The organism is Helicobacter canadensis MIT 98-5491, assembly GCF_000162575.1.
GTDB classification, from domain to species: domain Bacteria; phylum Campylobacterota; class Campylobacteria; order Campylobacterales; family Helicobacteraceae; genus Helicobacter_D; species Helicobacter_D canadensis.
Genome location: NZ_CM000776.2, coordinates 1,290,080 through 1,313,644, shown reverse-complemented (window position 1 = coordinate 1,313,644; position 23,565 = coordinate 1,290,080). Strand labels below are relative to the sequence as shown.

20 protein-coding genes are annotated in these 23,565 nt (G+C 34.0%); 6 read left to right on the top strand and 14 right to left on the bottom strand.

Features of this window, described 5'->3' with window-relative positions; all coding sequences use genetic code 11:
• Window positions 1-44: 44 nt before the first annotated feature.
• Genes acpS through HCAN_RS06410 form a run of 7 tightly spaced genes read right to left on the bottom strand, consistent with a single transcriptional unit; the run spans window position 45 to window position 5,900 of the window.
• Window positions 45-413 (bottom strand): holo-ACP synthase, encoded by a 369-nt coding sequence (gene acpS / locus HCAN_RS06440; RefSeq protein ID WP_006656642.1) that lies wholly within the window; start codon window positions 411-413, stop codon window positions 45-47.
• Between the two features lie 3 nt (window positions 414-416).
• Window positions 417-950: a flagellar basal body-associated protein FliL gene (gene fliL / locus HCAN_RS06435; protein ID WP_006656930.1), complete on the bottom strand. Its 534-nt coding sequence runs from the start codon at window positions 948-950 to the stop codon at window positions 417-419.
• A gap of 43 nt (window positions 951-993) precedes the next feature.
• Window positions 994-2,058: a prephenate dehydratase gene (pheA, locus tag HCAN_RS06430; RefSeq protein ID WP_006656296.1), complete on the bottom strand. Its 1,065-nt coding sequence runs from the start codon at window positions 2,056-2,058 to the stop codon at window positions 994-996.
• Between the two features lie 9 nt (window positions 2,059-2,067).
• Complete coding sequence (lysA, locus tag HCAN_RS06425; RefSeq protein ID WP_006656929.1) at window positions 2,068-3,324, bottom strand: diaminopimelate decarboxylase; 1,257 nt, start codon at window positions 3,322-3,324, stop codon at window positions 2,068-2,070.
• A 53-nt stretch (window positions 3,325-3,377) separates the two neighbouring features.
• The gene (locus tag HCAN_RS06420; protein ID WP_006656294.1) at window positions 3,378-4,541 is read right to left on the bottom strand and encodes an FtsW/RodA/SpoVE family cell cycle protein; all 1,164 of its coding nucleotides are present in this window, start codon (window positions 4,539-4,541) and stop codon (window positions 3,378-3,380) included.
• Window positions 4,534-5,442, bottom strand: a complete 909-nt coding sequence (locus HCAN_RS06415; RefSeq protein ID WP_006656293.1) for a methylenetetrahydrofolate reductase — start codon at window positions 5,440-5,442, stop codon at window positions 4,534-4,536. Before HCAN_RS06415 ends, HCAN_RS06420 begins: the two co-directional genes overlap by 8 nt.
• A gap of 32 nt (window positions 5,443-5,474) precedes the next feature.
• The gene (locus HCAN_RS06410; protein ID WP_006656928.1) at window positions 5,475-5,900 is read right to left on the bottom strand and encodes a hypothetical protein; all 426 of its coding nucleotides are present in this window, start codon (window positions 5,898-5,900) and stop codon (window positions 5,475-5,477) included.
• Window positions 5,901-6,014: 114 nt separating this feature from the next.
• Here HCAN_RS06410 and HCAN_RS06405 point away from each other — a divergent pair, with 114 nt between their 5' ends.
• The 6 genes from HCAN_RS06405 to tcuB all read left to right on the top strand — a co-directional run bounded on the left by HCAN_RS06405 (window position 6,015) and on the right by tcuB (window position 13,673).
• The gene (locus HCAN_RS06405; RefSeq protein WP_006656290.1) at window positions 6,015-7,259 is read left to right on the top strand and encodes an aromatic amino acid transport family protein; all 1,245 of its coding nucleotides are present in this window, start codon (window positions 6,015-6,017) and stop codon (window positions 7,257-7,259) included.
• On the top strand, window positions 7,259-8,887 hold the full coding sequence (locus HCAN_RS06400; RefSeq protein ID WP_006656927.1) for an N-6 DNA methylase: 1,629 nt from the start codon (window positions 7,259-7,261) through the stop codon (window positions 8,885-8,887). Before HCAN_RS06405 ends, HCAN_RS06400 begins: the two co-directional genes overlap by 1 nt.
• 58 nt (window positions 8,888-8,945) lie before the next feature.
• Window positions 8,946-9,596 carry a GntR family transcriptional regulator gene (locus HCAN_RS06395; RefSeq protein WP_006656288.1) on the top strand — a complete coding sequence of 217 codons (651 nt, stop codon included), beginning with the start codon at window positions 8,946-8,948 and terminating at the stop codon, window positions 9,594-9,596.
• Window positions 9,597-9,846: 250 nt separating this feature from the next.
• A complete protein-coding gene (gene tcuC, locus HCAN_RS06390; RefSeq protein ID WP_006656287.1) occupies window positions 9,847-11,154 on the top strand; it encodes an MFS transporter in 1,308 nt (435 codons plus the stop codon).
• On the top strand, window positions 11,154-12,551 hold the full coding sequence (tcuA, locus tag HCAN_RS06385; protein ID WP_006656286.1) for an FAD-dependent tricarballylate dehydrogenase TcuA: 1,398 nt from the start codon (window positions 11,154-11,156) through the stop codon (window positions 12,549-12,551). The genes tcuC and tcuA overlap by 1 nt, the downstream gene beginning before the upstream one ends.
• A 9-nt stretch (window positions 12,552-12,560) precedes the next feature.
• Window positions 12,561-13,673: a tricarballylate utilization 4Fe-4S protein TcuB gene (tcuB, locus tag HCAN_RS06380; protein WP_006656926.1), complete on the top strand. Its 1,113-nt coding sequence runs from the start codon at window positions 12,561-12,563 to the stop codon at window positions 13,671-13,673.
• A gap of 121 nt (window positions 13,674-13,794) precedes the next feature.
• Here tcuB and feoB read toward each other — a convergent pair whose 3' ends face one another.
• From feoB to guaA, 7 genes are all read right to left on the bottom strand, one after another.
• Window positions 13,795-15,912, bottom strand: coding sequence for a ferrous iron transport protein B (gene feoB / locus HCAN_RS06375; protein ID WP_006656925.1), 2,118 nt, complete (start codon window positions 15,910-15,912; stop codon window positions 13,795-13,797).
• The gene (locus HCAN_RS06370) at window positions 15,905-16,135 is read right to left on the bottom strand and encodes a FeoA family protein (protein WP_006656283.1); all 231 of its coding nucleotides are present in this window, start codon (window positions 16,133-16,135) and stop codon (window positions 15,905-15,907) included. Before HCAN_RS06370 ends, feoB begins: the two co-directional genes overlap by 8 nt.
• Window positions 16,136-16,532: 397 nt before the next feature.
• Window positions 16,533-18,233, bottom strand: coding sequence for an AAA family ATPase (locus tag HCAN_RS06365; protein WP_006656282.1), 1,701 nt, complete (start codon window positions 18,231-18,233; stop codon window positions 16,533-16,535).
• Window positions 18,234-18,388: 155 nt separating this feature from the next.
• A complete protein-coding gene (locus HCAN_RS06360; RefSeq protein ID WP_006656281.1) occupies window positions 18,389-19,174 on the bottom strand; it encodes a type ISP restriction/modification enzyme in 786 nt (261 codons plus the stop codon).
• A 153-nt stretch (window positions 19,175-19,327) separates the two neighbouring features.
• Complete coding sequence (locus HCAN_RS06355; protein ID WP_006656280.1) at window positions 19,328-20,350, bottom strand: PDDEXK family nuclease; 1,023 nt, start codon at window positions 20,348-20,350, stop codon at window positions 19,328-19,330.
• 3 nt (window positions 20,351-20,353) lie between these two features.
• Window positions 20,354-21,379 carry a DNA cytosine methyltransferase gene (locus tag HCAN_RS06350; protein WP_373973705.1) on the bottom strand — a complete coding sequence of 342 codons (1,026 nt, stop codon included), beginning with the start codon at window positions 21,377-21,379 and terminating at the stop codon, window positions 20,354-20,356.
• On the bottom strand, window positions 21,370-23,553 hold the full coding sequence (guaA, locus tag HCAN_RS06345; protein WP_006656278.1) for a glutamine-hydrolyzing GMP synthase: 2,184 nt from the start codon (window positions 23,551-23,553) through the stop codon (window positions 21,370-21,372). Before guaA ends, HCAN_RS06350 begins: the two co-directional genes overlap by 10 nt.
• Window positions 23,554-23,565 lie beyond the last annotated feature (12 nt).

Below are 23,565 nucleotides of genomic sequence, written 5' to 3'. Positions count from 1 at the left end.
GAATTTAGGCTCCTGATTATATTATTTTTTGGATTATAATGCTATTAAGTTTCTTTATTTTTAAAAATTACTGCTACAACTGCAATAGCAAAGCCGCTATCATGGGAGATGGAGAGGCTTAGTGAATGGAGATTAAAGTGCTCCATTTTATTTTTTGTTAAAGTAAGCAAGGGAGCACCTTTTTTATCTTTTGAGATAATCATATCATGAAAGTTTAATTCTTTAGAAATACCACATTTTAAAGCTTTAGAACAAGCTTCTTTTGCTGCCCAAAAACCTGCAATAGTTTGAGAGTTTTTGGCGAGTTTTATTTCTTCTGCGTTAAGAAATCGAGCAAGCCCTTTTTGATTAAATCTTTGCAAAAAAGTTTCTATTCTTGCAATAGAAACTAAATCTATACCTAATTCAAACAAGGATCATTGCACCACAAATTCAGTAAAGAAAACATTTGAAATTCTACCATCCACTAAAAATTCATTAAGACGAGCAATAATTTCTTCTTTAAGTTTTTGTTTGCCTCTTGTAGTCTGTATTTCTTCAAAGGTCTTAGAAGCTAAAATTGTAATGATAGTATCGCGTAAGATATTCACTTTTGTGTCAAGTTCTGGTTGCATTTCAGCGATACTCATTTCCAATGCAATTGCAGTTTTCAAATAGCGTTTTCCACCTCCTGTAGAAACTAGATTGACAATAAATTGATCAAGAGGATACATAGGACCTACATTTAAAAGTGAGCTATTTGGATTTGCGACGCTACTTTTAGAAGCAGAGCTTTGAGTGGGTTGATTTGCATCTTGGGATTGCGTTTCATCTCCACCACTAAAGATTAAAATCCCAACAACAATTAGGATAATCAAAAGCAATGCAACAACACCAATGATAATGAATAAAATCATTTTGTTTTGTTTGAGACTTGCTAGTTTAGATTCTTTTTGCTCTTCATCAGCCATTTTAACTCCTTATTTTTAAAAAAATATTATATTATTTATCGTATTAATTTTTCAAGTAGCTACCAAGCCATTTGAGTTCTTTTGGGTAACGCTGAAATAATTCATTAATGTTGGCATCATCAATATGTCCATCAATATCAATAAAAAAACAATATTGGAAATCATCACCTGTGTGTGCAGGGCGTGATTGTATAGAGGTCATATTGATATTTAAATCTCTAATATCATAGAGTAAATTATACAAAGCACCTGGTTTGTTGGTGTTGGTAAGATTAGCAAAAATTGAAGTTTTGTCTTTACCGCAGCGTTGATTTTTGAAATTGCTAATAATAATAAAACGCGTTTTATTGCCCGCACTATCTTCAATATTTTCAAATAAAATAGGCACATTATAGAGTTTAGCTGCGATGTGAGAGCAGATTGCAGCACATTGTGGATTTTGAGCGGCAAGTTGCGTAGCTTTAGCAGTGGAATCAACTGGGATTCTCTGGATATGATCAAGGCTGTGTTCGCTTAAGAAATGGTGACATTGACCAAATGCAATGTCTTTTGAATAGATGATTTGTATGTCTTGGAGCTTTTGTGAAATACTTGCAAAGCAATGATGGATAGGCATATAAATTTCAGCAACAATCTTAAGATCTGTTTCTTTTAGCATATCAAGAGTTTCTCCAACAGCACCATTTTGATTATTTTCAATAGGCACTACCGCATAACTTGCTCTCCCTTCTTTGACACTTTTTATAGCAGAAGTGATAGTGTTGTGTGAAAAATATTCGCATATAGCTCCAAAACGACTTTCAGCAGCTTGGTGTGTGTAGCTTCCAACAGGTCCAAGATAAGCTACGCGTTCTGGTAATTCAAGGTTTCGACTTACTGCAAAGATTTCTAGGTAGATTGATTCAATAGCACTTCTAGTTAAAAAGGTTGGTTTTTTGTGATTAAGCCTATCAATGATTTCTCTTTCTCTTTCTGGGCGATAAACTGGAGAGTTAGTTTGGATTTTAGCTTTGCCAATTTGTTTGACAATCTCCATTCGCTTCTCTAGAAGCTCTAGAATATTATCATCAATTTTATCAATTTCATTTCTAAAAAGCTGTAAATTCATTCAAACTCCTTATAAATAATCTTTTTCTAGTGCGATTAAATCTTCAAAAGTTTCTCTTTTGCGAATTAATCTTGCCTTTCCTTGTGAAATGGCTACTTCAGCACATCTAGGGCGTGTGTTGTAGTTGCTTGACATACTAAAGCCATATGCACCGGCACTAAGAATAGCAAGTATATCTCCAGCTTTTAAAGGGGGTAGTGCAATATTTTTACCTAAATAATCCCCACTTTCACAAATAGGTCCTACAATATCTGTAGGAGCTAGTTCTCCTTCTCTTGGATTAAGTGGAGTGATTTTGTGATAAGCATTATAAAGGCTAGGGCGGATTAAGTCATTCATTGCACCATTTACAATAACAAAGCGTTTTTCTTGAGATATTTTTTCATAAAGCACTTGAGTTAAGAAAACCCCAGAATTACCCATAATAAAACGACCAGGTTCGCAAATAATGGTTACATCAAGCCCTCTTAAGCATTCTAAAATACTTTGAGCATAATCATAAGGATTAATGGTTGTTTCATCTTTGTAAGTGATTCCTAAACCTCCTCCAATATCAAAGAATTTAATATCAATCTTAAGTGCTAAAAGGCTATGGAGTAATTGAGCGATTTTTTGTGCTGATTCTGCAATGGGTTGGAGTTTGGTAATTTGGCTACCTATATGAAAATGAATTCCTATAGGTTCTAAAGATTCTGATTTATGTGCATAAAGATAGAGACTTTTTGCCTCTTCAACTCCAATTCCAAATTTGTTTTCTTTGAGCCCTGTTGAGATATAGGGGTGAGTTTGTGGATCAATATCGGGATTAACGCGAATAGAGATTCTAGCCTTTGTATTGAGAGTTTTTGCGATTGATTCGACTTTAAGTAATTCTTCTTTGCTTTCAATATTAATAAAAAGTATTCCAAGTTTGATGGCTTCTTGGATTTCATAGTCTTGTTTGCCAACTCCGCTATAGATGATTTTATAAGTTGGGATTCCAGCTAGAATAGCGCGTTTAATTTCTCCTAGTGAAACACAATCTACACCGCTTTCTAAAGAAGCTAGTTTTTTAATAACGCTTAAATTAGAATTTGCTTTTAGGGCATAGCAGATTAATGATTTTCTACCGCTAAAGGCAAGTTTAAATTGATTGAAATACTCTTCAATTTTATCAAAATCATAAACAAAAAGAGGGGTTTGATATTCTTTTGCTACTTGCAATAAGAGTTTTTTATCTAGATTACCTTCAAGAGTAGGAGTATTTGGTAGGGGAATGTTTTTCATAAAACTCACTTTAAAATAAAATTTTTGAGAATTGTAATCAAAAAATCTTAAAATTAGGATATTTTAGCTTTTTTACCAATGGATAAAACTAGTCCAATCATTATGCTTGTTGAGAGCATAGAACTGCCCCCATAACTTAAAAAAGGGACGGCAATTCCTTTAATAGGAATTAACCCAGAAATTCCAAAGGCGTTGATAAGAAAAGAAAGCCCCAAAACAATTCCAATTCCAGAGCAAAATAAATAATACATTGTGTTTTTGCAGCGATTGGCGATTCTTAAGATGCGATAAATCATTGCTAGAAAAATAAGACTAATAACAAATAAACCAATAAAACCAATTTCTTCTGTGATGCCTGCTAAAATGACATCGGTATGCACTTCGCTTAAAAAACCAAGTTTAATAAGCCCATTTCCTAATCCTTCTCCAAAGATTCCTCCATTAGCAATTGCATTAAGAGAATGTTGTATTTGATAGGGTTCAGGGAGATTTTCAACGCGTAAGGAATTGGCAATGGATTGCGGAAAGAAAGATAAAATGAGATCTTGCGTTCCTGCCCACCACGCCTTAATACGCATAATGCGGTGAGCACTTGTGATAATTACCAAAATAAACAAAACAGATGCAAGAGCTAAGAGATTTGCAAAGAGTTTAAAAGAAGAACCTGCAAAAATCATCATTAAGGCTAAAGTAACTCCAAGAAGAACGATTTGTCCTAAGTCATTTTGTAAAATGGCAATCAGATAAACTGCAATCAAAAACACAAATACATAAGGCAGGAAAGTAATAAATTCTTCTTTGAGCGTTTTGGTTTCAATAAGGGAAAATTTACGCGAAAAACTCCAAGCCAAAAAAGCAATAAAGCCAATTTTAAAGAACTCTACAGGTGCTAAGGAAAAAAGAGGGAATCTAATCCATCGTTTCGCTCCTCCAGCGCTTGTAGCAAGACTTTCGGGGAGAAAATGCATAATAAACATTAAAAAGATTCCGCCAAAAAATAAAATAAAGCCAAATTTTAAAACAAAATTATCAGGATTGCATCGAGAAATTCCCCACATCAAAAGAATCCCTAAAATTCCTGCAATCAGTTGCCTTAACATAAAATGAAATTCATTGTAATCATAATATAAAATCGCAAAAGAAGAAAGCGAATAGGAAAAGATAATGCTAATAGTAATGAGGCTTATGCTTAAAAAAAAGAGTGGCTTATCAACCATTAAGAATTTTTCCAATAATGTCTGCTTTATTTGCACTCATAAGGTGAATTTTGTTGTGGATTTTACAGAGATGATTGAAAAGCTCTTGGCTTTTTTGTAATCCTATCTCAAATTCCATTCCTTTTTGGGAAGCTTTTTCCATAGATTCTAAATAGCCTTGTGGCACAAAAACTCCAGGTAATTTATTGTGCAAAAAAAGGGCAGTTTTATAAGAAGTGATGGGGAAGAATCCAAATATTAATACGCAATGGGTGTTGCATTCTTGATTGATTTGATTTGACCATTGGAGCAATTCTTCTGCAATTTCAAGATCATAAATGGGTTGTGTAAAAATTGCCAAAGCCCCATTTTGAATCTTTTCTTGCATTTTCTTATAAAGATTTTGCTTTTTGTTAGAATAAGAATTTAGCACACTAAAAGGATAGAAGGGCTTAAAATCTCCTTGTATTGGATTGTTATTGATGTCTTTTGCGGTATTTAATTGACAGATTGTTTTGAGTAAAACATTGCTATTACCCTCAAAGATTCCTTTGGCTTGTGGCTGATTCCCGTGTCTTATGGGATCTCCAGTGAGTGCTAAGATTAATCGCAAATCAAGGCTATTCATACCAATTAATTCACTTTGAAGCGCTAAGGTATTTCTATCTCTCATTGACATTGTTGTAATGCTTGGAATCTCAAAAGTATTTTGGAGTTTTAGGCTTGCTAAGATTGCATTGTGTTTGAGTTTTGCAAGGGGAGAATCAGTGCAAACAAAAGCATCAATCTTTGCGGGGAGATTTTCTTTCTTTATTGTCTCAAAGAGTGCTTCTAGAGAAAAACTAGCCGGAGAAGAAAACTCGTAAGTAAAGCATTTCTTATGACTTCTTAGAGTTTCAATAAAAGTTTCAATTTTATTCATTTTGTAGCAATAAAAGCCTGAAATTAAGGCTTTTATTGGATTCCAAGAATTTTATTGATTGCTGCATTCATTTTGGATTCAAGATTGTATCGAACATTGCGTTCTTCGTGTTTGTTTTGCTGAATTTGTGCTTCTTTTTTAGCAATAGACTGGTAAAGATTTTGGATTTTAGTTTGATCTTTTTGGATTTTTGCTTCTTCTAAATCAAGCAAAAGCAAATCTTTCTCTAGGCGTAATTTGTCGTTATTGTTGCGGTATTTTTCGGTTTGTTTGCGAAGATCTTGATGAAATTGGTATTGAATATTGCGAATTTCTCTTTTTTGACTAAAGCTAGAGTCGCGATAAAGTGTTTCAGTGATGCCTTTTGGTGCTTTTGGAGCCTCTTTTGGCGGTAGAGCGTGAGCAAGGGAGGCAGCAAGCACTAAATTTGAAATTAAAAATAAAAATTTTTTTTGCATCGGCAATCCTTTTTGTGTAAAATTTTACCTCAATTATATCATATTCACATTGTTTTAGAATTAAATTTGCTATAATCTTGCAATTTAATTTATATTTTGGCATTAGGTAAGTGAATGTTTGGAATTGGAAAAAAGCCTAGCGTATTAGGTGGAACAATGATTATTTCAGGGACAGCAATTGGGGCTGGAATGTTGGCTTTGCCAACAATCTCTGCTGGAATGTGGATTTGGTGGTCTTTGGGGCTTATGGTGGTTACTTGGTTAATGATGTTACTTTCTTCTCAAGCCATTTTGGAAGTTAATCTTAATTATAATCCTGGGGCAAGTTTTCATACGCTTGTTTATGATAATTTAGGAAAATTTTGGAATCTTGTAAATGGTTTGAGTGTAGCCTTTGTGCTATATATTCTACTCTATGCTTATGTTAGCGGTGGAGGTTCTATGGTGGCACATACTTCTGTTGCGTTATTTGGATATGAACCCCCTAAGCTTTTATCGGGATTGCTTTTTGCGATTTTATTGAGTGCTTGTGTATGGTGGAGCACTTATGCAGTTGATAGATTTTCGGTAGTGATGATTGGTGGGATGGTTATTACTTTTATTTTTGCAATGAGTGGAATGCTTGGTGAAATAAAAACTTCTTTGCTTTTGGATTTACAAAATGATGGAAGTAGTTATGGAATTTTTGTGTTTGCAGCGGTCTCAACTTATTTGACTTCTTTTTGTTTTCACGCTTCAGTGCCAAGCTTAGTGAAGTATTTTGGTAAAGATTCTATTTCTATTAATAAATGCCTTGTTTATGGGACATTGATTGCACTTTTAGCTTATGTAATATGGATTGTTGCGTGTGATGGGAATATTATGCGAAGTGATTTTAAAGAAGTCATTGCAGCAGGTGGGAATGTTAGCCATCTGATTGAAGCAGCAAGCAGTAATCTTAATGGTAATTTTTTATTAAGAATGTTGGACGCTTTTGCGTTTTTAGCGGTAGCCACTTCGTTTTTGGGGGCTGGACTTGGGCTATTTGATTATATGGCAGATTTATGTGGATTTGATGATAGTAGAGTAGGGCGAACAAAAACAATGCTTGTGACTTTTGCACCACCAATTATTGCGGGCATGGTTTATCCTGATGGATTTTTGCTTGCAATTGGTTGGGCAGGACTTGCTGCGACGATTTGGTCGGTGGTGATTCCTGCCTTACTTCTTAGAGCTTCGCGAAAAAGGGTGGCAAATCAAGAGATTAATTATCGAGTTAAAGGTGGTAATTTCACTATTTATACGCTTTTAATTTTTGGTTGTGTGGTAGGAATTTGCCATATTTTGTTTGTCTTTAATGTTTTGCCAATGTATCAATAATGTTAAAAGAATTATTGCAAATTTTTCAATACCTTCAAAAATTCCACAAAGATAATCTTGATGTTTTAAGAATTATTTTGGAGTTTTTGCTGATCTCCAAAGATAAAAAATGCCTAAAGGGATTGATAGATGGAGATAAGCAGCAAATTGATGAGGATATTTCTGCTATTTTAAAGGGTTATGGGCTAGAAGCCTTTAGTGCAAATCCAAAGATTAATCGCAAAAAGATTTTAAAAGCATTGCTAGATTATGAAATTACTCCAAGAGATTTGGAAAATTTTATTCAAATTATTGTGTTGCATAAGACGATTTTGGGGCTTTATGAATACGCTACTCCTATTGAAGTGAATCTTTTGGTTTGCAAACTCTTAGATATGAAAAGTAACGAGAGTATTTATAATCCTTGTTGTGGTTTGGGGAGTTTATTGTTTGGGATGGATGAAAGAAATTTTGATTATTATGGGGAAGATATTCATCCAAAGATTCTCTATCTTGCTAAGATTCTATCCATTTTTATGGGATTTAAACGAAGTTATTTGGCAGTAGCAGATATTTTTAAAGAATCTGCCTTTAGGAGTTTGGAAGCTAATAAAGCTTTTTGCTATTTTCCTTTGGAATCATCTTTAAATCTATGGGATTTTAGAGACAATGATTTGGAACCTTTTGTGAAAAGTATTCCAGAGATTCCTTTTTTGGCTTATACGCTAAGACATTTTAAACAAAAAGGTATTTTTATTGTTCGTTCTTTGTTGTTGCAGAAAGCTTATGGTAAGCGTTTAAGAAAGTTTCTAAAAGAAAAAAGACTGCTTGAGGGCGTAGTAGAATTTCCTAGAAATATTTTTCCTCATCAGGTTGAAGAGTTTTCATTGCTTATTTTGTCAAAACAAGAAAATAAAAAAGTTTTTTTTATTGATGCTCAAAAATTTTACCTCAAAGAGGGAAAGTATAATAGACTAACAAATATTGATAGGATTTATGATGAATATCTTAGCAAACAAGATTCAGATATTTCTAGGTTGGTTGATTATAGAGATCTTGATGAGGGGAATTTCAAAGCTTCTTATTACACGCAAAAAAAAGATATTTGTGATTCTGTGCTGCTTGGTGAATTTTTGGAGTGTGTTTATAGGGGGCAGAGGGTTGAATCTAAAAAAGATGAAGTTTTGATGGACTGCTATAATGTTGGAATCAAAGATTTTGAAGATTATGGTTTTAGTGAAGTTTTTTTGGAGTTTTCACCTAAAAGCGATCAAAAGCGAATTGAAAAACTTAGAATCCAAGCTTATGATATTTTGCTTTCTATGCGTGGAGTTTCTCCTAAGTTAGCAATTATTGGAGAAAGAATAGGCGATAAAAGAGTGTTGCCTAATGCGGGAATTTTAGTTTTGCGTCCTAAGAGTAGAGAGATTGCAAAAGCTTTGTATGTGTATTTTTTATCTAAAGCAGGATTTTTGGCATTAAGCGAGATTTATCAAAAGAATCAAGATCGTATTGGAGAAGAAGAGATGCTAAATTTTTTGCTTCCAAAGAATTTTTTGGAATATCAAAAGCGGTTTGAGCGATTAATAGAAGAAGGCAATCAAGTAAGATGGCATCAGAGGGCTATAAAGACATTGCTTGATTTTTAGAAACATTAAAAAAGAAATTAAGTTATAATTTACAAAATAAAATATTAAAGAAGTTTTTATGCAAAAAAGTAACCAAAAAAATTCTAGTGATAAAATCTATGATTATGTTATTGAAGCTATTAGGCAAGGCAAATTTAAACCCAAAGACAGAATCAAAGAACAGGATTTGATTCAAGAAACAGGATTAAGCAGAACGCCTATACGAGAGGCATTGGGAATCTTGGTTAATGAGGGTATCTTAGTCCAAGATGGGAAAAAGGGATTAATGGTTTCTGGTTTGGACTTAATTTCTATTACCAAACTTTATGAAATGCGCGAGTTTTTGGAGGGAGAAGCAGCAAGATTGGCGACTTTGTTTGTCTCTAAGGTTGAGATAGAAATTTTGCACAATATCATAGAAGAACAAAAACATATTAGTGATATTGCAGAGGCAAGGGCTAATAATGTGTTGTTTCATGAGATGATTTATCGTTGCTCTAATAATAATTACCTTTTTAAAATTATGCAAAATTTGGATAAATCCCTTATCTTGCTTGGAGAAAGCACTTTGGCAAAGCCAGAGAGAATCCAAGAAACTTATATGGAACATGCAAATATTTTTGAAGCCATTAGAAAAGGTGATGAAAAAAAAGCACAAGAAATGGCACGATTTCATATTCATCAAGCCTACAAAATACGCCTTGAGAGAGTTTTAAAAAATAAATCTTAGATTCTCTAAAAAAGAGAATCTCGCATTCCTTAGTAACACTAACTCCTTAAAAACGCTTCCCTACGCCACATTTCTACACGCATCAATCTTACATTTATTGGAGAATATACTCATATTGTGTTTTTTTGTAACAAAAATAAATTTTTGTATACAAAAGAATGCTTTTTAATATTAAAAAAGTAAAAAAATTTTTAAAATTATTCCAAGTAGAACAAGATATTGTTTTATGAAAAAAAAGAAAGGATGATTTATGTCAAAAGCAAGAGAAGATGCTAAAGCGATTTTTCGTGTATCAAGTGGTAACTTTTTGGAAATGTATGATTTTGCGGTGTATGGATTCTATGCTGCTTTTATTGCAAAGATTTTCTTCCCTGCAGAAAATGAGTTTATTTCCATTATGCAAAGCTTTTTAGCTTTTGGAATGGGGTTTTTAATGCGTCCATTGGGTGCGATTGTGCTTGGTGGATATATGGATAAACATGGTCGTAAAAAAGGACTTTTGGTTACGCTTACTTTAATGGCAATAGGCACACTCACTATTGCTTTGTGTCCGGGTTATGAGAGTATTGGAGTTTTGGCACCAATTATTATTGTGATTGGACGACTTTTGCAAGGTTTTAGTGCTGGAGCTGAAGTAGGTGGAGCAAGTGTGTATCTTGCTGAAATTGCACCAAAAAATTTGAGGGGATTCTATGTTTCTTGGCAAAGTGGTAGCCAACAAGTTGCCACGGTTTTTGCGGGAGCTATTGGAGTTGGATTGCATTATTGGATTGGGGATGCTGTTATGGAAGCGTGGGGTTGGAGGATACCTTTTATCATTGGTTGTCTTGTTGTGCCATTTATTTTTTATATTAGACGCACATTAGAAGAAACACCTGAATTTGAGGCAAAAAAACATCAAGCTCCTAAAACTTTTGCAGCAATCTTTAAGAATATGGCAGAGAATTATCCTGTTATTATTGCTGGGGTATTTTTTGTAATGATGACAACGGTTACATTTTATTTTGTTACCTCCTTTACACCACATTTTGCAAGCAATATTTTGAACTTTACTAAATTAGAAGCGTTTATTGTAACTGCAATTGTAGGGGTGAGTAATCTTTTTTGGTTACCTGTTTCTGGATTTGTAGGTGATAAAATTGGTCGTAAAAAAGTTGCTTTGTTTATGACTTTTTTGGGTATGATTTCTGCTTATCCTATGTTAAATTGGTTAGCAGGAATGGCAGAGAGTGGCACATTAACTTTTGGTAAATTTGTTTTGGTGGAGCTTTGGTTTAGCTTTATTTTTGGTGGATACAATGGAGCGATGGTGTGTGCATTATCTGAAATAATGCCAAAACACGTAAAAGCCTTAGGATTCTCCTTTTCATATTCTATTACGGTAGCCATTTTTGGAGGCTTTACTCCCGCGGTTTCAACTTTCCTTACTAAATATACAGACAATCCAGCGTCTCCAGCACTTTGGCTTACCTTTGCTGCGATTTGCTCTTTTATAGCTAGTGTGGTTATTTTTAGAAGAGGTGGTTTTTATGATAGACAACAACAAGGAGAACATTAATGAAATTAAAAGAATTTGATATTATTGTTATTGGTGGTGGTAATGCTGCATTGTGTGCGGCTATCAGCGCCAAAGAAGCAAATAATAATCTTAAAGTTGCTCTCTTAGAATCCTCGCCAAAAAAATGGCGAGGGGGCAACTCCCAACACACAAGAAACTTGCGTTCTATGCACGATGCACCAACTGATGTTTTGACTGATAAATATAGCGAAGATGAATTTTTTGATGATGTCTTTAAGGTTACAAAAGGACAGACAAATGAGGAATATGCGAGATTTGTTATTTCTCATACACCAGAAGCGGTAGTGTGGGCGAAAAATCACGGCGTTAGATTCCAACCCTCTATGCGTGGGACTTTGCATTTGGGTCGGACAAATGCCTTTTTTCTTGGCGGTGGAAAATCTTTGGTGAATGCGTATTTTGCCTGTGCAAATGAGCTAGGCATTGAGATTTTTTATGAACACGAGGCTTTAGACTTAATCATAGAAGATAAAACTTGCAAAGAAGTGATTGTTTTAGATAAGCAATCTAAAGAAGAATTGCGATTTATTGCAAAAGCCTTTATTATTGCAAGTGGTGGGTTTGAATCAAACCTAGAATGGCTTGAAGAAGCGTGGGGTGAAAAAGCAAGAAACTTTATCATTCGTGGCACACGATTTAATCAAGGTAAAATGCTAAAAGCACTGCAAAAAGGAAATGCGAAAATCATTGGAGATCCAACACAAGGGCATATGGTGGCTATCGATGCGAGAACGCCAAAATATGATGGAGGGATTGCCTCAAGGGTGGATTGCGTTTCTTTGGGGATTGTGGTTAATAAATATGCAAAAAGATTCTATGATGAGGGTGAGGATTTTTGGCCTAAGCGATATGCGATATGGGGAAGACTTGTTGCACAACAAGAAGATCAAATTGCTTTTTCTATCACAGATTCTAAAGTGCAAAAATGCTATATGCCTTCTCTTTTCCCTCCTATTGTTGCACAAAGTATCGAAGAGTTAGCCCAAAAAATTGGACTAGATTCTAAAGCCTTGCAACAAACCATAACCGAATATAACGCAAGTGTGGTTGATGGAGATTTTAATCATACAATTCAAGATAATTGTCATACTAAAGGCTTAGAAGTAGAAAAAACGCATTGGGCATTGAGAATTGATACCCCACCTTTTTATGCCTATCCATTGCGACCGGGCGTTACCTTTACATATATGGGTGTCAAAGTCAATAAAAATGCTCAAGTCTATGCGAGTGATGAGAATCTCTTTGCCAATCTCTTTGCTGCTGGAGAAATTATGGCAGGAAATATCTTGACACAAGGCTATGTAGCAGGTTTTGGTATGAGCATTGGAACGGTGTTTGGTAGATTAGCTGGACAAAATGCCGCCAAAAGTATATAAGGAGTAAGTATGCAAACAACACAACCTATTTGGACTATCAAAGAAACCAAAGATGATTCAAACATTTATACTATCGCGACAAAATCTTGCGTGATTTGCAATTCTTGTCGGTATTGTGAGGGGCTTTGTGCAGTGTTTCCGGCAATGGAAAAATATCGAGAATTTTCAGATAAACAAATTGATTATCTAGCAAACCTCTGTCATCAGTGCAGTGAGTGCTTTTATGATTGTCAATACGCTCCTCCGCATGAGTTTAATGTCTCTATTCCTACGCAATTTGCAGAAATTCGTAAAGAAAGCTACAAAAAATATGCTTTTCCAAACTTCTTGGGCAGAGCTTTTGATAGCAATGCGTGGCTCACAACGATTTTACTTGTTGTGGCACTATTTGCTGGGTTTTTTGTAGCCTCTACACAAACAATGGCAGGAGAACAAGCAAGAGGAGACTTTTTTGCCGTGATTCCATATGAATATATGGTAAATACTTTTGGTATTGTCTCTCTTTTTGTTTTGGTGGCTTTAATTGGCGGATTTGTGAGATTTGCTAGGGCTATTGAATTAAGCGGTGTGAATGCTAGAGTGTTTGTGCGAAGTCTCAAAGATGCGCTCACGCTAAAATATCTTGGTGGGCATAAAAGCGAGGGCTGCACATATCCAAATGACAAAAGAAGCAACGCACGCAGAATCTTTCACCATTTTACAGCCTATGGATTTGTATTTTGTTTTATCGCGACAAGCTTAGGAGCGTTTTATCATCACTTTTTACATATCTCTGCACCTTATGATATAACACAACTTCCCAAGATTTTTGGTAGCATTGGTGGGGTTGCCCTTTGTATCGGTGTTTTGGGATTGTTTGTGCTAAAGCTTATAGCTGATAGAGAAATTGTAGATGAAAAAAGTGTAAGTATGGATTATGCCTTTTTGTTTATGCTATTTATCGCAAGTTTTAGTGGATTATTATTGATGTTTGTGAGAGAGAGTGCTTTATTGTCTTATGCGTTATGGTTTCACTTAAGCTGCATTATGGTCTTTTTCCTTATGATTCCATACTCTAAATTCGTGCATATTTTTTATCGCTTTATAGCATTGCTCAAATACAACGCACAAGAAGAAGCTTAGGCTTCTTGCTTGTTTTTGTATTCTCTTTTAACTAAGATTATTAAGATAATTTTATTTAAGTGTAGAATATTAAAAAAGAAAATTAAAGGGAGAGAATCACAAGATTATAGAATCTTGTGAATTAAATTAAAAAACTAGCAATCAATGTGCCAATATAAGCGACAATATAAGCAGTAATGGTTGTTAATAAAAAGAGATAAACAATATATTTAAATCCACCCGCTTCTTTTCCAAAAACCACAGTTGCAGCAAGGCAAGGATTATAAATCATAATAAACAAAATATAAGCAACGGCAACTTTTAAAGGAATGATTGCTTTAATAGTTTCCATTAAAGTAACGCTACTTTCATCGACTTCTGCACCTAAGGAATATAAAACTCCCATAGTGGAAATGATAACTTCTTTAGCCGCAAGTCCGCTAAGCAAAGCAACACTCATTTTCCAATCAAATCCTAGAGGTGCAAAGATTGGTTCAATGAGTTGTCCGGTTTTGCCTAAATAACTATTTTCAATAAGCTGTTCTTGCAAGGTAAATTCTAAAGCCTCTTTTTCTTCTTGAGTGTTAGCTTGTTCTATTTTTTGAGCATAAATGGCTTGAGTTTCTTCTTGGAGTGGGAAAGTGCTAGCAAACCAAATAAGAATTGTCGCAGCTAAAATAAAAGTTCCTGCTTTTTTGAGATACATTTTTGCTTTGTTATAGACAGAAAACCAAACAAGATTCCAATTTGGGATTCGGTATTTTGGCATTTCCATTACAAAGGGTTCATCTGGTCCTTTAAAGACGCTAAGGCGTAAGATTTTTGCCATAATTAATCCAAATAAAGCCCCTAAAATGTAGATTCCAAAGAGCCAATTTCCTGCTTGTTCTGCGGGGAAAAATGCCCCTACAAAAAGCACATAAACAGGCAATCTAGCACCACAACTCATAAAATTGACAATAAAAAGAGTGAGTAATCTATCTTTGCGGCTTTTGAGTGTTCTTGTAGCCATAAAAGCAGGCACCGAACAACCAAAGCCCGTAACAAGCGGTATAAAGCTTTTTCCGTGTAAGCCAAATTTGTGGAAGAATCCATCAAGTAAAAAAGCGACACGAGACATATAGCCTGTTGTCTCTAAAAGTGCGATTCCAAAAAATAAAATAATAATGTTAGGCAAAAATAAGATAACTGCACCCACTCCGCCTATAACTCCATCAGCCAATAAAGAAGCAATGTGTTCATTAGAAATATTTTCTTTAATGCTATCACCAATTCCAATAAAGAATGTTTCAATATAATCCATAGGAATCGCACCTAGCGTAAAGGTGAGCTGAAAAAGTAGCCACATAAGAATCAAAAAGATAGGGATTCCAGCGTATTTATTAATAAGAATTTTGTCAATTTTTTTGGTGTAGTTTGGCAGAGCTTTGTTTTCGTATTTGAGTGTTTCGGTTACTAAGCCACTTACAAAAGCGTTTAAATCATCAATAAAAATATCCTTGCTTGACTTGGTATTGTAGATAATGTAGAGATTATTAAGAGATTCTTGTAAAAGCGGGGAGATTTCCATCCAAATGGGTTTTTCGTGTAGGAATTTAAAGAGTTTTTCATCTTGCTTAAGGAGTAAAATAGCAATTTGTCGATTTGTGAGATGAAGTGATTCTATACTTTTGTCATTTTTAGCATTTAGAAACTCTTCAAGTTTGAGAATTTCTGTCTCAATTTCATTGCCATACACGCGTTTATTGGGAGAGATATTTTGAGTATGGGTTTGAAGAATCAAGTCTAAAAGCAAATGAAGATTTTCTTTTGTCCTAGCAGAGATTTTTAAGCAAGGGATTCCAAGTAGATTGCCAAGTTCTTTGTGGTTGATTTGCACACCTTCTTTTGTCGCTTCATCGCTCATATTAAGTGCTAGAATCATTTTCTTTTGGAGTTCTAGTAGCTGTGTGGTGAGTAGTAGATTGCGTTCAAGATTGGTTGAATCAACTACATTGATAATAAGATCATATTCTCCATTGTCAATAAAGTCTTTAGTGATTTTTTCTTCTTCGGAATAACCATAGAGTGAATAGGTTCCAGGTAAATCGATGATTTCTAATTCATAGTCTTTGTAAGTGGTTTTGGCTTGGGCTTTTTCTATGGTTACGCCTGTGAAATTTCCAACTTTCATATTAGAATGGCATAAGGCATTGATTAATAAGCTTTTTCCGACATTAGGCTGTCCAACAAGAGCGATTTTGATATTTTTTTTATTCATTGATATTTCCTACTTTGATTGCTTTGGCTTCTTCTGCGCGTAAGATGATGCAGCTTCTATCAAGCTCTACTAGGATTGTAGAGCCACCTAATGAAGTTTCTAGTTTTTTGATTTTTTTGGATTTGCAAATACCAAGACTGAAAAATCTATCTTTAAGTTGTGTATCAACATCTAATTCTGTGATGATTGCACTTTCACCATCTTTTAAATCTTCAATTGTCATAAGATGTCCCTTAAGAATTAGTTTAATTTGTATTGTAGTCTTAATACTCTTAGAATAATATTAATATTGATTATCATTTGTAATAGAGTTAGTAAAGATTTTATAAAAGCAAAAAAGTTAGGGTAGAATAGGGTAAAGGGTGGATTTGCAGGTGTGAAACTTTTAGAATCTATCTTTTGCGGTTAGGCATTGTTAATTTCTTTGTTGAAAACGCAATCCAAATGTGTTACAATTACGCAAAGTTCCTAGCTATCAATAAGACTTCAAGGAAGGCTTCCCTTAGCGGATAGATAGCATAGGTCATCAATAATACTCCTTTTTAAATCTTAGAATCAACTCAAAGAATCATTTAAAATGTTTATTGTTTTTGCAAGTATGAAACTTTTAGAATCTAAGCTTATCTGCTTAAAAATTCATCAATAATTTCTAAAATCACTTTAAAATTTTCAAAATCTTCTTTTGTTCCATTTTCGCAAATCCAATTACATAAATTTCCTTTTTCATCTTTATTAATAGAATATGTATAGTTTTCAGTTTCTTCTCCTCTTATTCTTTTATGTGATTGATTAAGATCAATATATTGAGGTTTTTCTTTATCGATTTTGTTAATAGTTTCTTTAGAAAAAAGATTTTCTATACCTCTGTCAAACAAAGCATCTTTTTGTGGTGGAATTATTCTTTTAAAAATATTATTGCTATCTTTATTTTCTACTTCTGTATCACAATCATAAAGAAGTAAAATTTTCTTATCAAAATATTCTATTACTTTTTTGTTTTTCCATATTTTATTTAAATTTTCATATCCGTTTGCATCAGACAATGTAATACTATTTAAAATTTCTTCTCTTTGAAATAATTTACATATATGTTTTATATATCTAATATCATAATCACCCTCTACGAAAACTAAAGGCAATTTACTCTTTGCAATATTTTCTTTTATATCTTCTTCAAAAGTCTTTGTTTTGGTAAATGTTTCATAGGCTTTTTGAAATTCACTAAATCTTTCTGCACTTATCCTTGTGCCATTTGGCATTTCAAGCAAATCAAAACCATCATCTTTGAATTCTTCTTGCATACCCAAAACAAAAAGTGGGGAATGCGTTGTGATAATAAATTGAATTTTTGGAAATAGCTTAATCAAACTAGGCAAAACTTTGCTTTGTAAATCACTATGTAAATGCGCATCAATCTCATCAATAACAACTATTCCTTCAAGCTTATCCATAGTTTCATTAGACAAATCTGTATGCCTTATGATATTGATAAATAAATTTAAAAGTGTAAGTTCTCCTAAAGAAAGTTGATTAATATTGCTTAGAAAGGGTTTTTCATCTTTATCAATTCCGATTCTGCTACCAAAATTTCTATGTAATAATCTAAAATTTGAAGTTTTATCTTGTTTGATTTCTTGTAAAATTTTTTCGATTGCATTTAATATGTTGTTAGCTTCTTTGCTATCAGCTAATTTATCTAAAACTATATCCATAATATAAGAATAATTTTTTTCAAAAGAAGTTATGATTTCTAGTTCTTTATTATATACATTGTTATATTGTTTTTCTTCTTTAAAGTTAATATTAAAATTTGGATTTTTCCAAAAAGGTTCTTCATATCTATTTGCAGGTTGATAATAATGTGCTTGGGTATGCCATTCTTTCTGTAAGTTTTCTATGTTGTTTTCAGAAAATTGAGTAATTATTTTGCCAATGGCTGTTTGTAAATTAAGAGAGCAAAACTCTTTAATATCATCGGTGTTGCAATTAATATAATCTATGTATTCTATAGGATTTTGCATTGCCTTACTTTTGTATTTTATTATCGCAAAGCCTTTGTTTTCATTGCAGCTAAGATTTAATTCGCCATTTACTTTATAAAAATTTCTGCTAGTATTTTCCATCCTAGCAACATTGGTAAATAATGCACTACCAATCTCATAAAAACTATCTATAATGTTTGAGAGCAAGGTGGTTTTACCGCTCCCATTTTCACCGACAATCACTATAGGCTTTGGATTCCCTTCTTTAGTAAAACTAGAAGTAAATTCAAGATTTTTTATAGCAGATATATTTTTTATAATAATTTTCTCTAAATACATTTTTGTTCCTTATAATTAACTCCACTTACACAAAGCTAATTTTTGTAATCTTTCTTTCAATCTCCAAGCTTTTATGTAAAGTTTGGATAATTTTTTGAAAACATTTGCAGACGATTATATATAGTAAAAACTTAATTTAAAATTTTAATTATAATTTAGATAAAGCTAATTTTTGCAATCTCTCTTTCAATCTCCAAGCTTTTATGCAAAGTTTGGATAATCTTTTGAAAATACTCAAAGTCGATTGCTTCATCTTTATGGCTTTTTAGGTATTTATCCAATACTTGATACCCTCCGATTTTATACTCCCATACGCTAGATTCTACTTTTTCAAAATATAGGCTTTTGTTTATAAAAAGCTCTTTTGTGTCTTTGGCATAAGTGATTTTAGAGATTTTTAAATCCTTGTTTGCAGTATCTTTATAGAGTGGCTCTCCAATAGGTGGCAAATCCTGCTCTTTTAGCGAATGCAGTGTGATGAGACTATTTCCCAAAGCACTAAATTGTAAAAATAGCCCTTTAGATTCTACAAAGGGGATTTTTGGAAAATCCACTTTCAAAAAGTCAATGTAATTTTCCCTGTCCATTTTGGAGTGATTTATTTTAGGGCTATCATCCTTATATGTTTCAAATAGATAATTTTCAAAGTGCTTTCTTTTGCTTTCATCAATTTTATCATGCAAGACTTTTAGCAAGATAGAAAAAGTCGTAAGTCTTTGTTGCCCATCAATAACTATAGCAAAATTATCATTGCCTCCATTTCTTTTTAAAATCACAGAGCCAACAAAATGAGTAGTATTATTTATAAAGCTATCGTATAAATCATCAAACAATCTTTCCCAATGTTCTTCATTCCAAGTATAATGTCTTTGAAAAAATGGGATATCTAGGCGATTTTCATTGGTAACTATTGACTTAAAGTTATTCTCCCTCGCTTCCATTGCATATCTCCTTAAAATAGCTTAATCTTCTCGATTATGCCAAATGATAGAAAACACAATTATTTTACTCAATAGTTTGGGTAATACTATATTATGAATTTATGTCTTACAATAATGTGATTTGTTTATCGTTTGCTCCAAAGTCTATATCATCTACCATTTTGATAACACTTCTTCCAATGTTTTTCTAGTTAAGTCTTCAGACGAAAGAATTCTTGTATTTTGTTGCATGAACTCTGATGTATTATAAATTTCACTAGCAACAATTATGTAATATTTATCTTTTTGCAAGATGGAGTTTATTTTATCTTGATTTAAATCTGTTCCTAGCGTAATTAAAAATACAGCATCTACGTTAAGATTAGCAACATTTTCATGATTTTGCTTATACCTTTCTCTTAATGTTCTTTTTGCAGAAACACCTACTTTCTTGCCCTTTATTGTAAAAATAAAATCATATTCCATTGCTTGAATATTTTCATCATGTAAATGACTTAGCAAATCATCTGCTATAGGCCTCAATGTTGCTTCAACCCTTTCTTCATAGGACGAACCTGCTGTGCTTCGTATTGATTGATTAACACTCTCACTGACAATTAATAAAAACATATTATTGCAATTAATGTGATAAGCATTTGCTAATTGTAAAACAAGCTGATGAACACTTTTAATCCTTTGATTACTGGAGGTTAATAAAAACTCACTTTCTCTTTCAATATTTGTTAGAGCAAAACACAACAAAGAGCTTAAAACTCTTTGTCCATATGGCAAACTTAAATTTTTGGTATCATATTCAATGCTTAGCTTATCTATTTTTTCTAACATTTGTTGTTTGGCATTAGTGTAGGCTTTTGCTTCTGCTAAAATTAAATCCTTAAATAAGAGTAACTCTATGCCAACATTCACTACATAAAACCACATCGCACTATTTCTCTCAATTAAGCTAGTTAATTCATCGTAATTGCTTTTCTTTGTATTGCTTCTTAATGTATCTCGATATGAGCTTAGCTGATTGTTCAAATTAAGTCTATCACTTCCATTGTTCTTGATTTTATTAAGCAATGATTGAAAACATATGAGTTGGCTATCGGTAAATTTACATTGCACTAATATTTTTAAAATCGTATAAAAATAGAGATTATTATCAAATACCACATCGTTGATTTTGTTACACATTATTTACTCCTGTTTTTTAAGCGTTATAAAGATTTGTTTTGCAACTTCATGGATCATCTTGGTAGGCACAGAGTTGCCAAATTGCTTATAGGCTTGTGTATCACTGCAAACTATTTTAAAATCATCAGGGAATCCTTGAAGTCTTGCTGCTTCTCTAATTGTTAATTTTCTTGGATTTTTGTTCTTTTGGGCAATTAAAATTTCACTTCCATCTTTATAATATCTTGCCGAAATTGTGCTTGTATATGGTGAATTCTCATCAAATAAACGATATCCAAAGCCATTTCCTTTTGCTTTTTGCAGCTCTTTTCTTTGTTGGTGAGATTCCCACAAGCGATTAGAAATGGTATATTTTTCATCAGGTGTTTTTTCTAAAATATCCCCTAATTTCACACTATAATTATAAGGCTTTGGAAAATCAAAATGCACATTGTGATCTTTAAAACCTACTATAATAATCCTTTCTCTATTTTGTGGCACTCCATAATCTCTAGCATTTAAAATTTTATAAAATACTTTGTATCCTAGCTCAATCTCTAAGATATTTTTTATAATTTGAAAGGTTTCGCCTTTATTGTGATTTAATAACCCTTTTACATTTTCAAGCATGAAGCACTTCGGCTTATGATAATCTAAAATCCTAGCTATCTCAAAAAACATTGTTCCACGAGTATCTTTAAATCCTTTTCTTTTACCAGCAATGCTAAAGGCTTGGCAAGGAAATCCGCCTAGCAAAATATCAAATTTGGGAATATCACATGCTTCTATTTTTGTAATATCACCACTTGGTTTTTCCCCCCAATTAGCTTCATAAGTTTGACAAGCAAATTTATCGATTTCACTTGAAAAGACACATGTGCCTCCTTCTATTTCAAAACCTCTCCTAATACCACCAATGCCAGCAAATAAATCAATGAAAGTATAAGGTTTTGTTTTTGAATCCATAGTTCTTAATTTAATGATTTCAAGACTTTGCTGCTCTGGAAGCATTAAAATTGTGTCCTTTCTGCCATCTTTCTTTACTCCCACTCTATCGTGCCTGGTGGTTTGGAAGTAATGTCATACACCACGCGGTTTATGCCCTCTACTTCATTAATGATACGATTAGACACAGATTCTAAAAACTCGTGAGGCAAATGCGAAAAAGTCGCTGTCATTCCATCAAGCGCTTCTACCGCACGCACACAGATTGTGTTATCATAGGTGCGGTTATCGCCCATTACCCCCACGCTTTTGACATTTAATAGCACACAAAACGCCTGCCACACGCTATCATATAGATTCCACTTATGCAACTCTTCTATAAAAATAGAATCCGCTTCTTTCAAAAGATCCAAATCCGCTTGATTGACTTCTCCCATAATGCGAATAGCAAGTCCCGGTCCTGGGAATGGGTGACGCATAAGCATAGATTCTGGCATACCAAGCTCTCGCCCCAAAGCTCTCACTTCATCTTTGAAAAGCTCCCTTAGTGGCTCGATTAGCTCAAATTTCATCCAATCAGGCAAGCCCCCTACATTGTGATGAGATTTTATCGTTTTGCTTGGTCCTTTCACGCTCACAGATTCAATCACATCAGGATACAGTGTGCCTTGTGCTAGGAATTTTATCTCGCCATTAGCATTGTGCTTTTTAGCTTCTCCATCAAATACCTTGATAAAAGTCTCACCGATGATTTTACGCTTACTCTCAGGATCTCGCACACCTTTAAGCAATCCCAAAAACTCTTCACTTGCATCAATAGTGATAAGTGGCACACGCAAGTTTTCTCTAAACATTTTCTCCACGGCTTCTCTCTCGCCTTTGCGTAAAAGCCCTGTATCCACAAAAATAGGGATAAGATTTTCCCCAATCGCACGATAAAGCAAGGTAGCTACGACACTCGAATCCACCCCACCACTTACCGCACAAAGCACCTTGTGAGGTTTGGCTTTATCTGTATGCCCAAATGCACAGCTTGTCAAATGATCGCACACAAGTCCCACAGACTGCATAAAAGCATAAATCCCTGTGCTTCCTACAAAGCTAAAGCCGCGCTTTTTGAGATCATTTGCGATTGTGTCAGAAAGTGGCGTATGTGTGGGAATCTCCTCCAAACTCTCAAAATGATTGATAAGCGGTGTATTATCTACATAACCCCAAAGAAACTTCGCAAAGCTCCCAAACTCACGCTCAATCTCTAAGAATCTTTTGGCATTGTTGATAGCAGATTCTATCTTGGCTCGATTGCGGATAATATCTGGATTTTCCATAAGTTCTTGTATCTTTGCCTCATCATAAGTGGCTACAATATGAGGATCAAAGTCATCAAAGGCTTCCCTAAAAGCCTCGCGTTTTTTAAGTATCGTGATCCACGAAAGCCCTGCTTGCATACCCTCTAGCACAAGTTGCTCAAAAAGTCGCTTGTCATCGTGCTGTGGAATGCCCCACTCAAAATCGTGATAATCTTGATAAAGCTTTTGTGTGGCTTCATCAGAGGCATTATACCCTTGATAAATCCAACCGCAACGATTTGAAGAAGTCGCTTTTGTGTTAGATTCGCTATTACTTGCTTGAATCCCTGTGATTTTACGAATCTTATCTATCTCATAGGTGATAAAATTTTTCATATTCCAGCTTGTATCTGCTCTGCAAATATTCACCGCGAAATTTTTGAGAATCTCCCCACCGCACTCGCTATGCACGACTTCAGGGTGAAACTGCAAGGCATAGATTTGACGCTTTGTGTCTGCTATGGCGCAATAATGTGTATTGCCACTTTTGGCTAATTCACTAAAGCCTTGCGGGATTTTTTCTACCTTATCAGCATGACTCATCCACACAATAGAATTATTTTTGACATTTGCAAAAAGTGCTGTGTCAGGAGCTAGAATCTCTAATTGTGCCTTGCCAAACTCCTGCTCTTTGGCTCGCACCACCGCACCGCCAAAATGATACGCGATATATTGCATACCATAACAAATCCCAAGCACAGGAATGCCAAGCTCAAAGACTTTGTTATCAGGCTTATACGCTCCCTCCTCATACACGCTCGCAGGACCACCGCTTAAAATAATGCCCTTAGGATTCTTAGCCTTGATAGAATCTATGCTTTCAAAATAAGGCACAATCTCGGTATAAACGCCAAACTCCCGAAGTCTCCTAGCGATAAGCTGTGTGTATTGACTCCCAAAGTCAAGCACTAACATTTCAACATTATTCATTTTCTTTCCTTA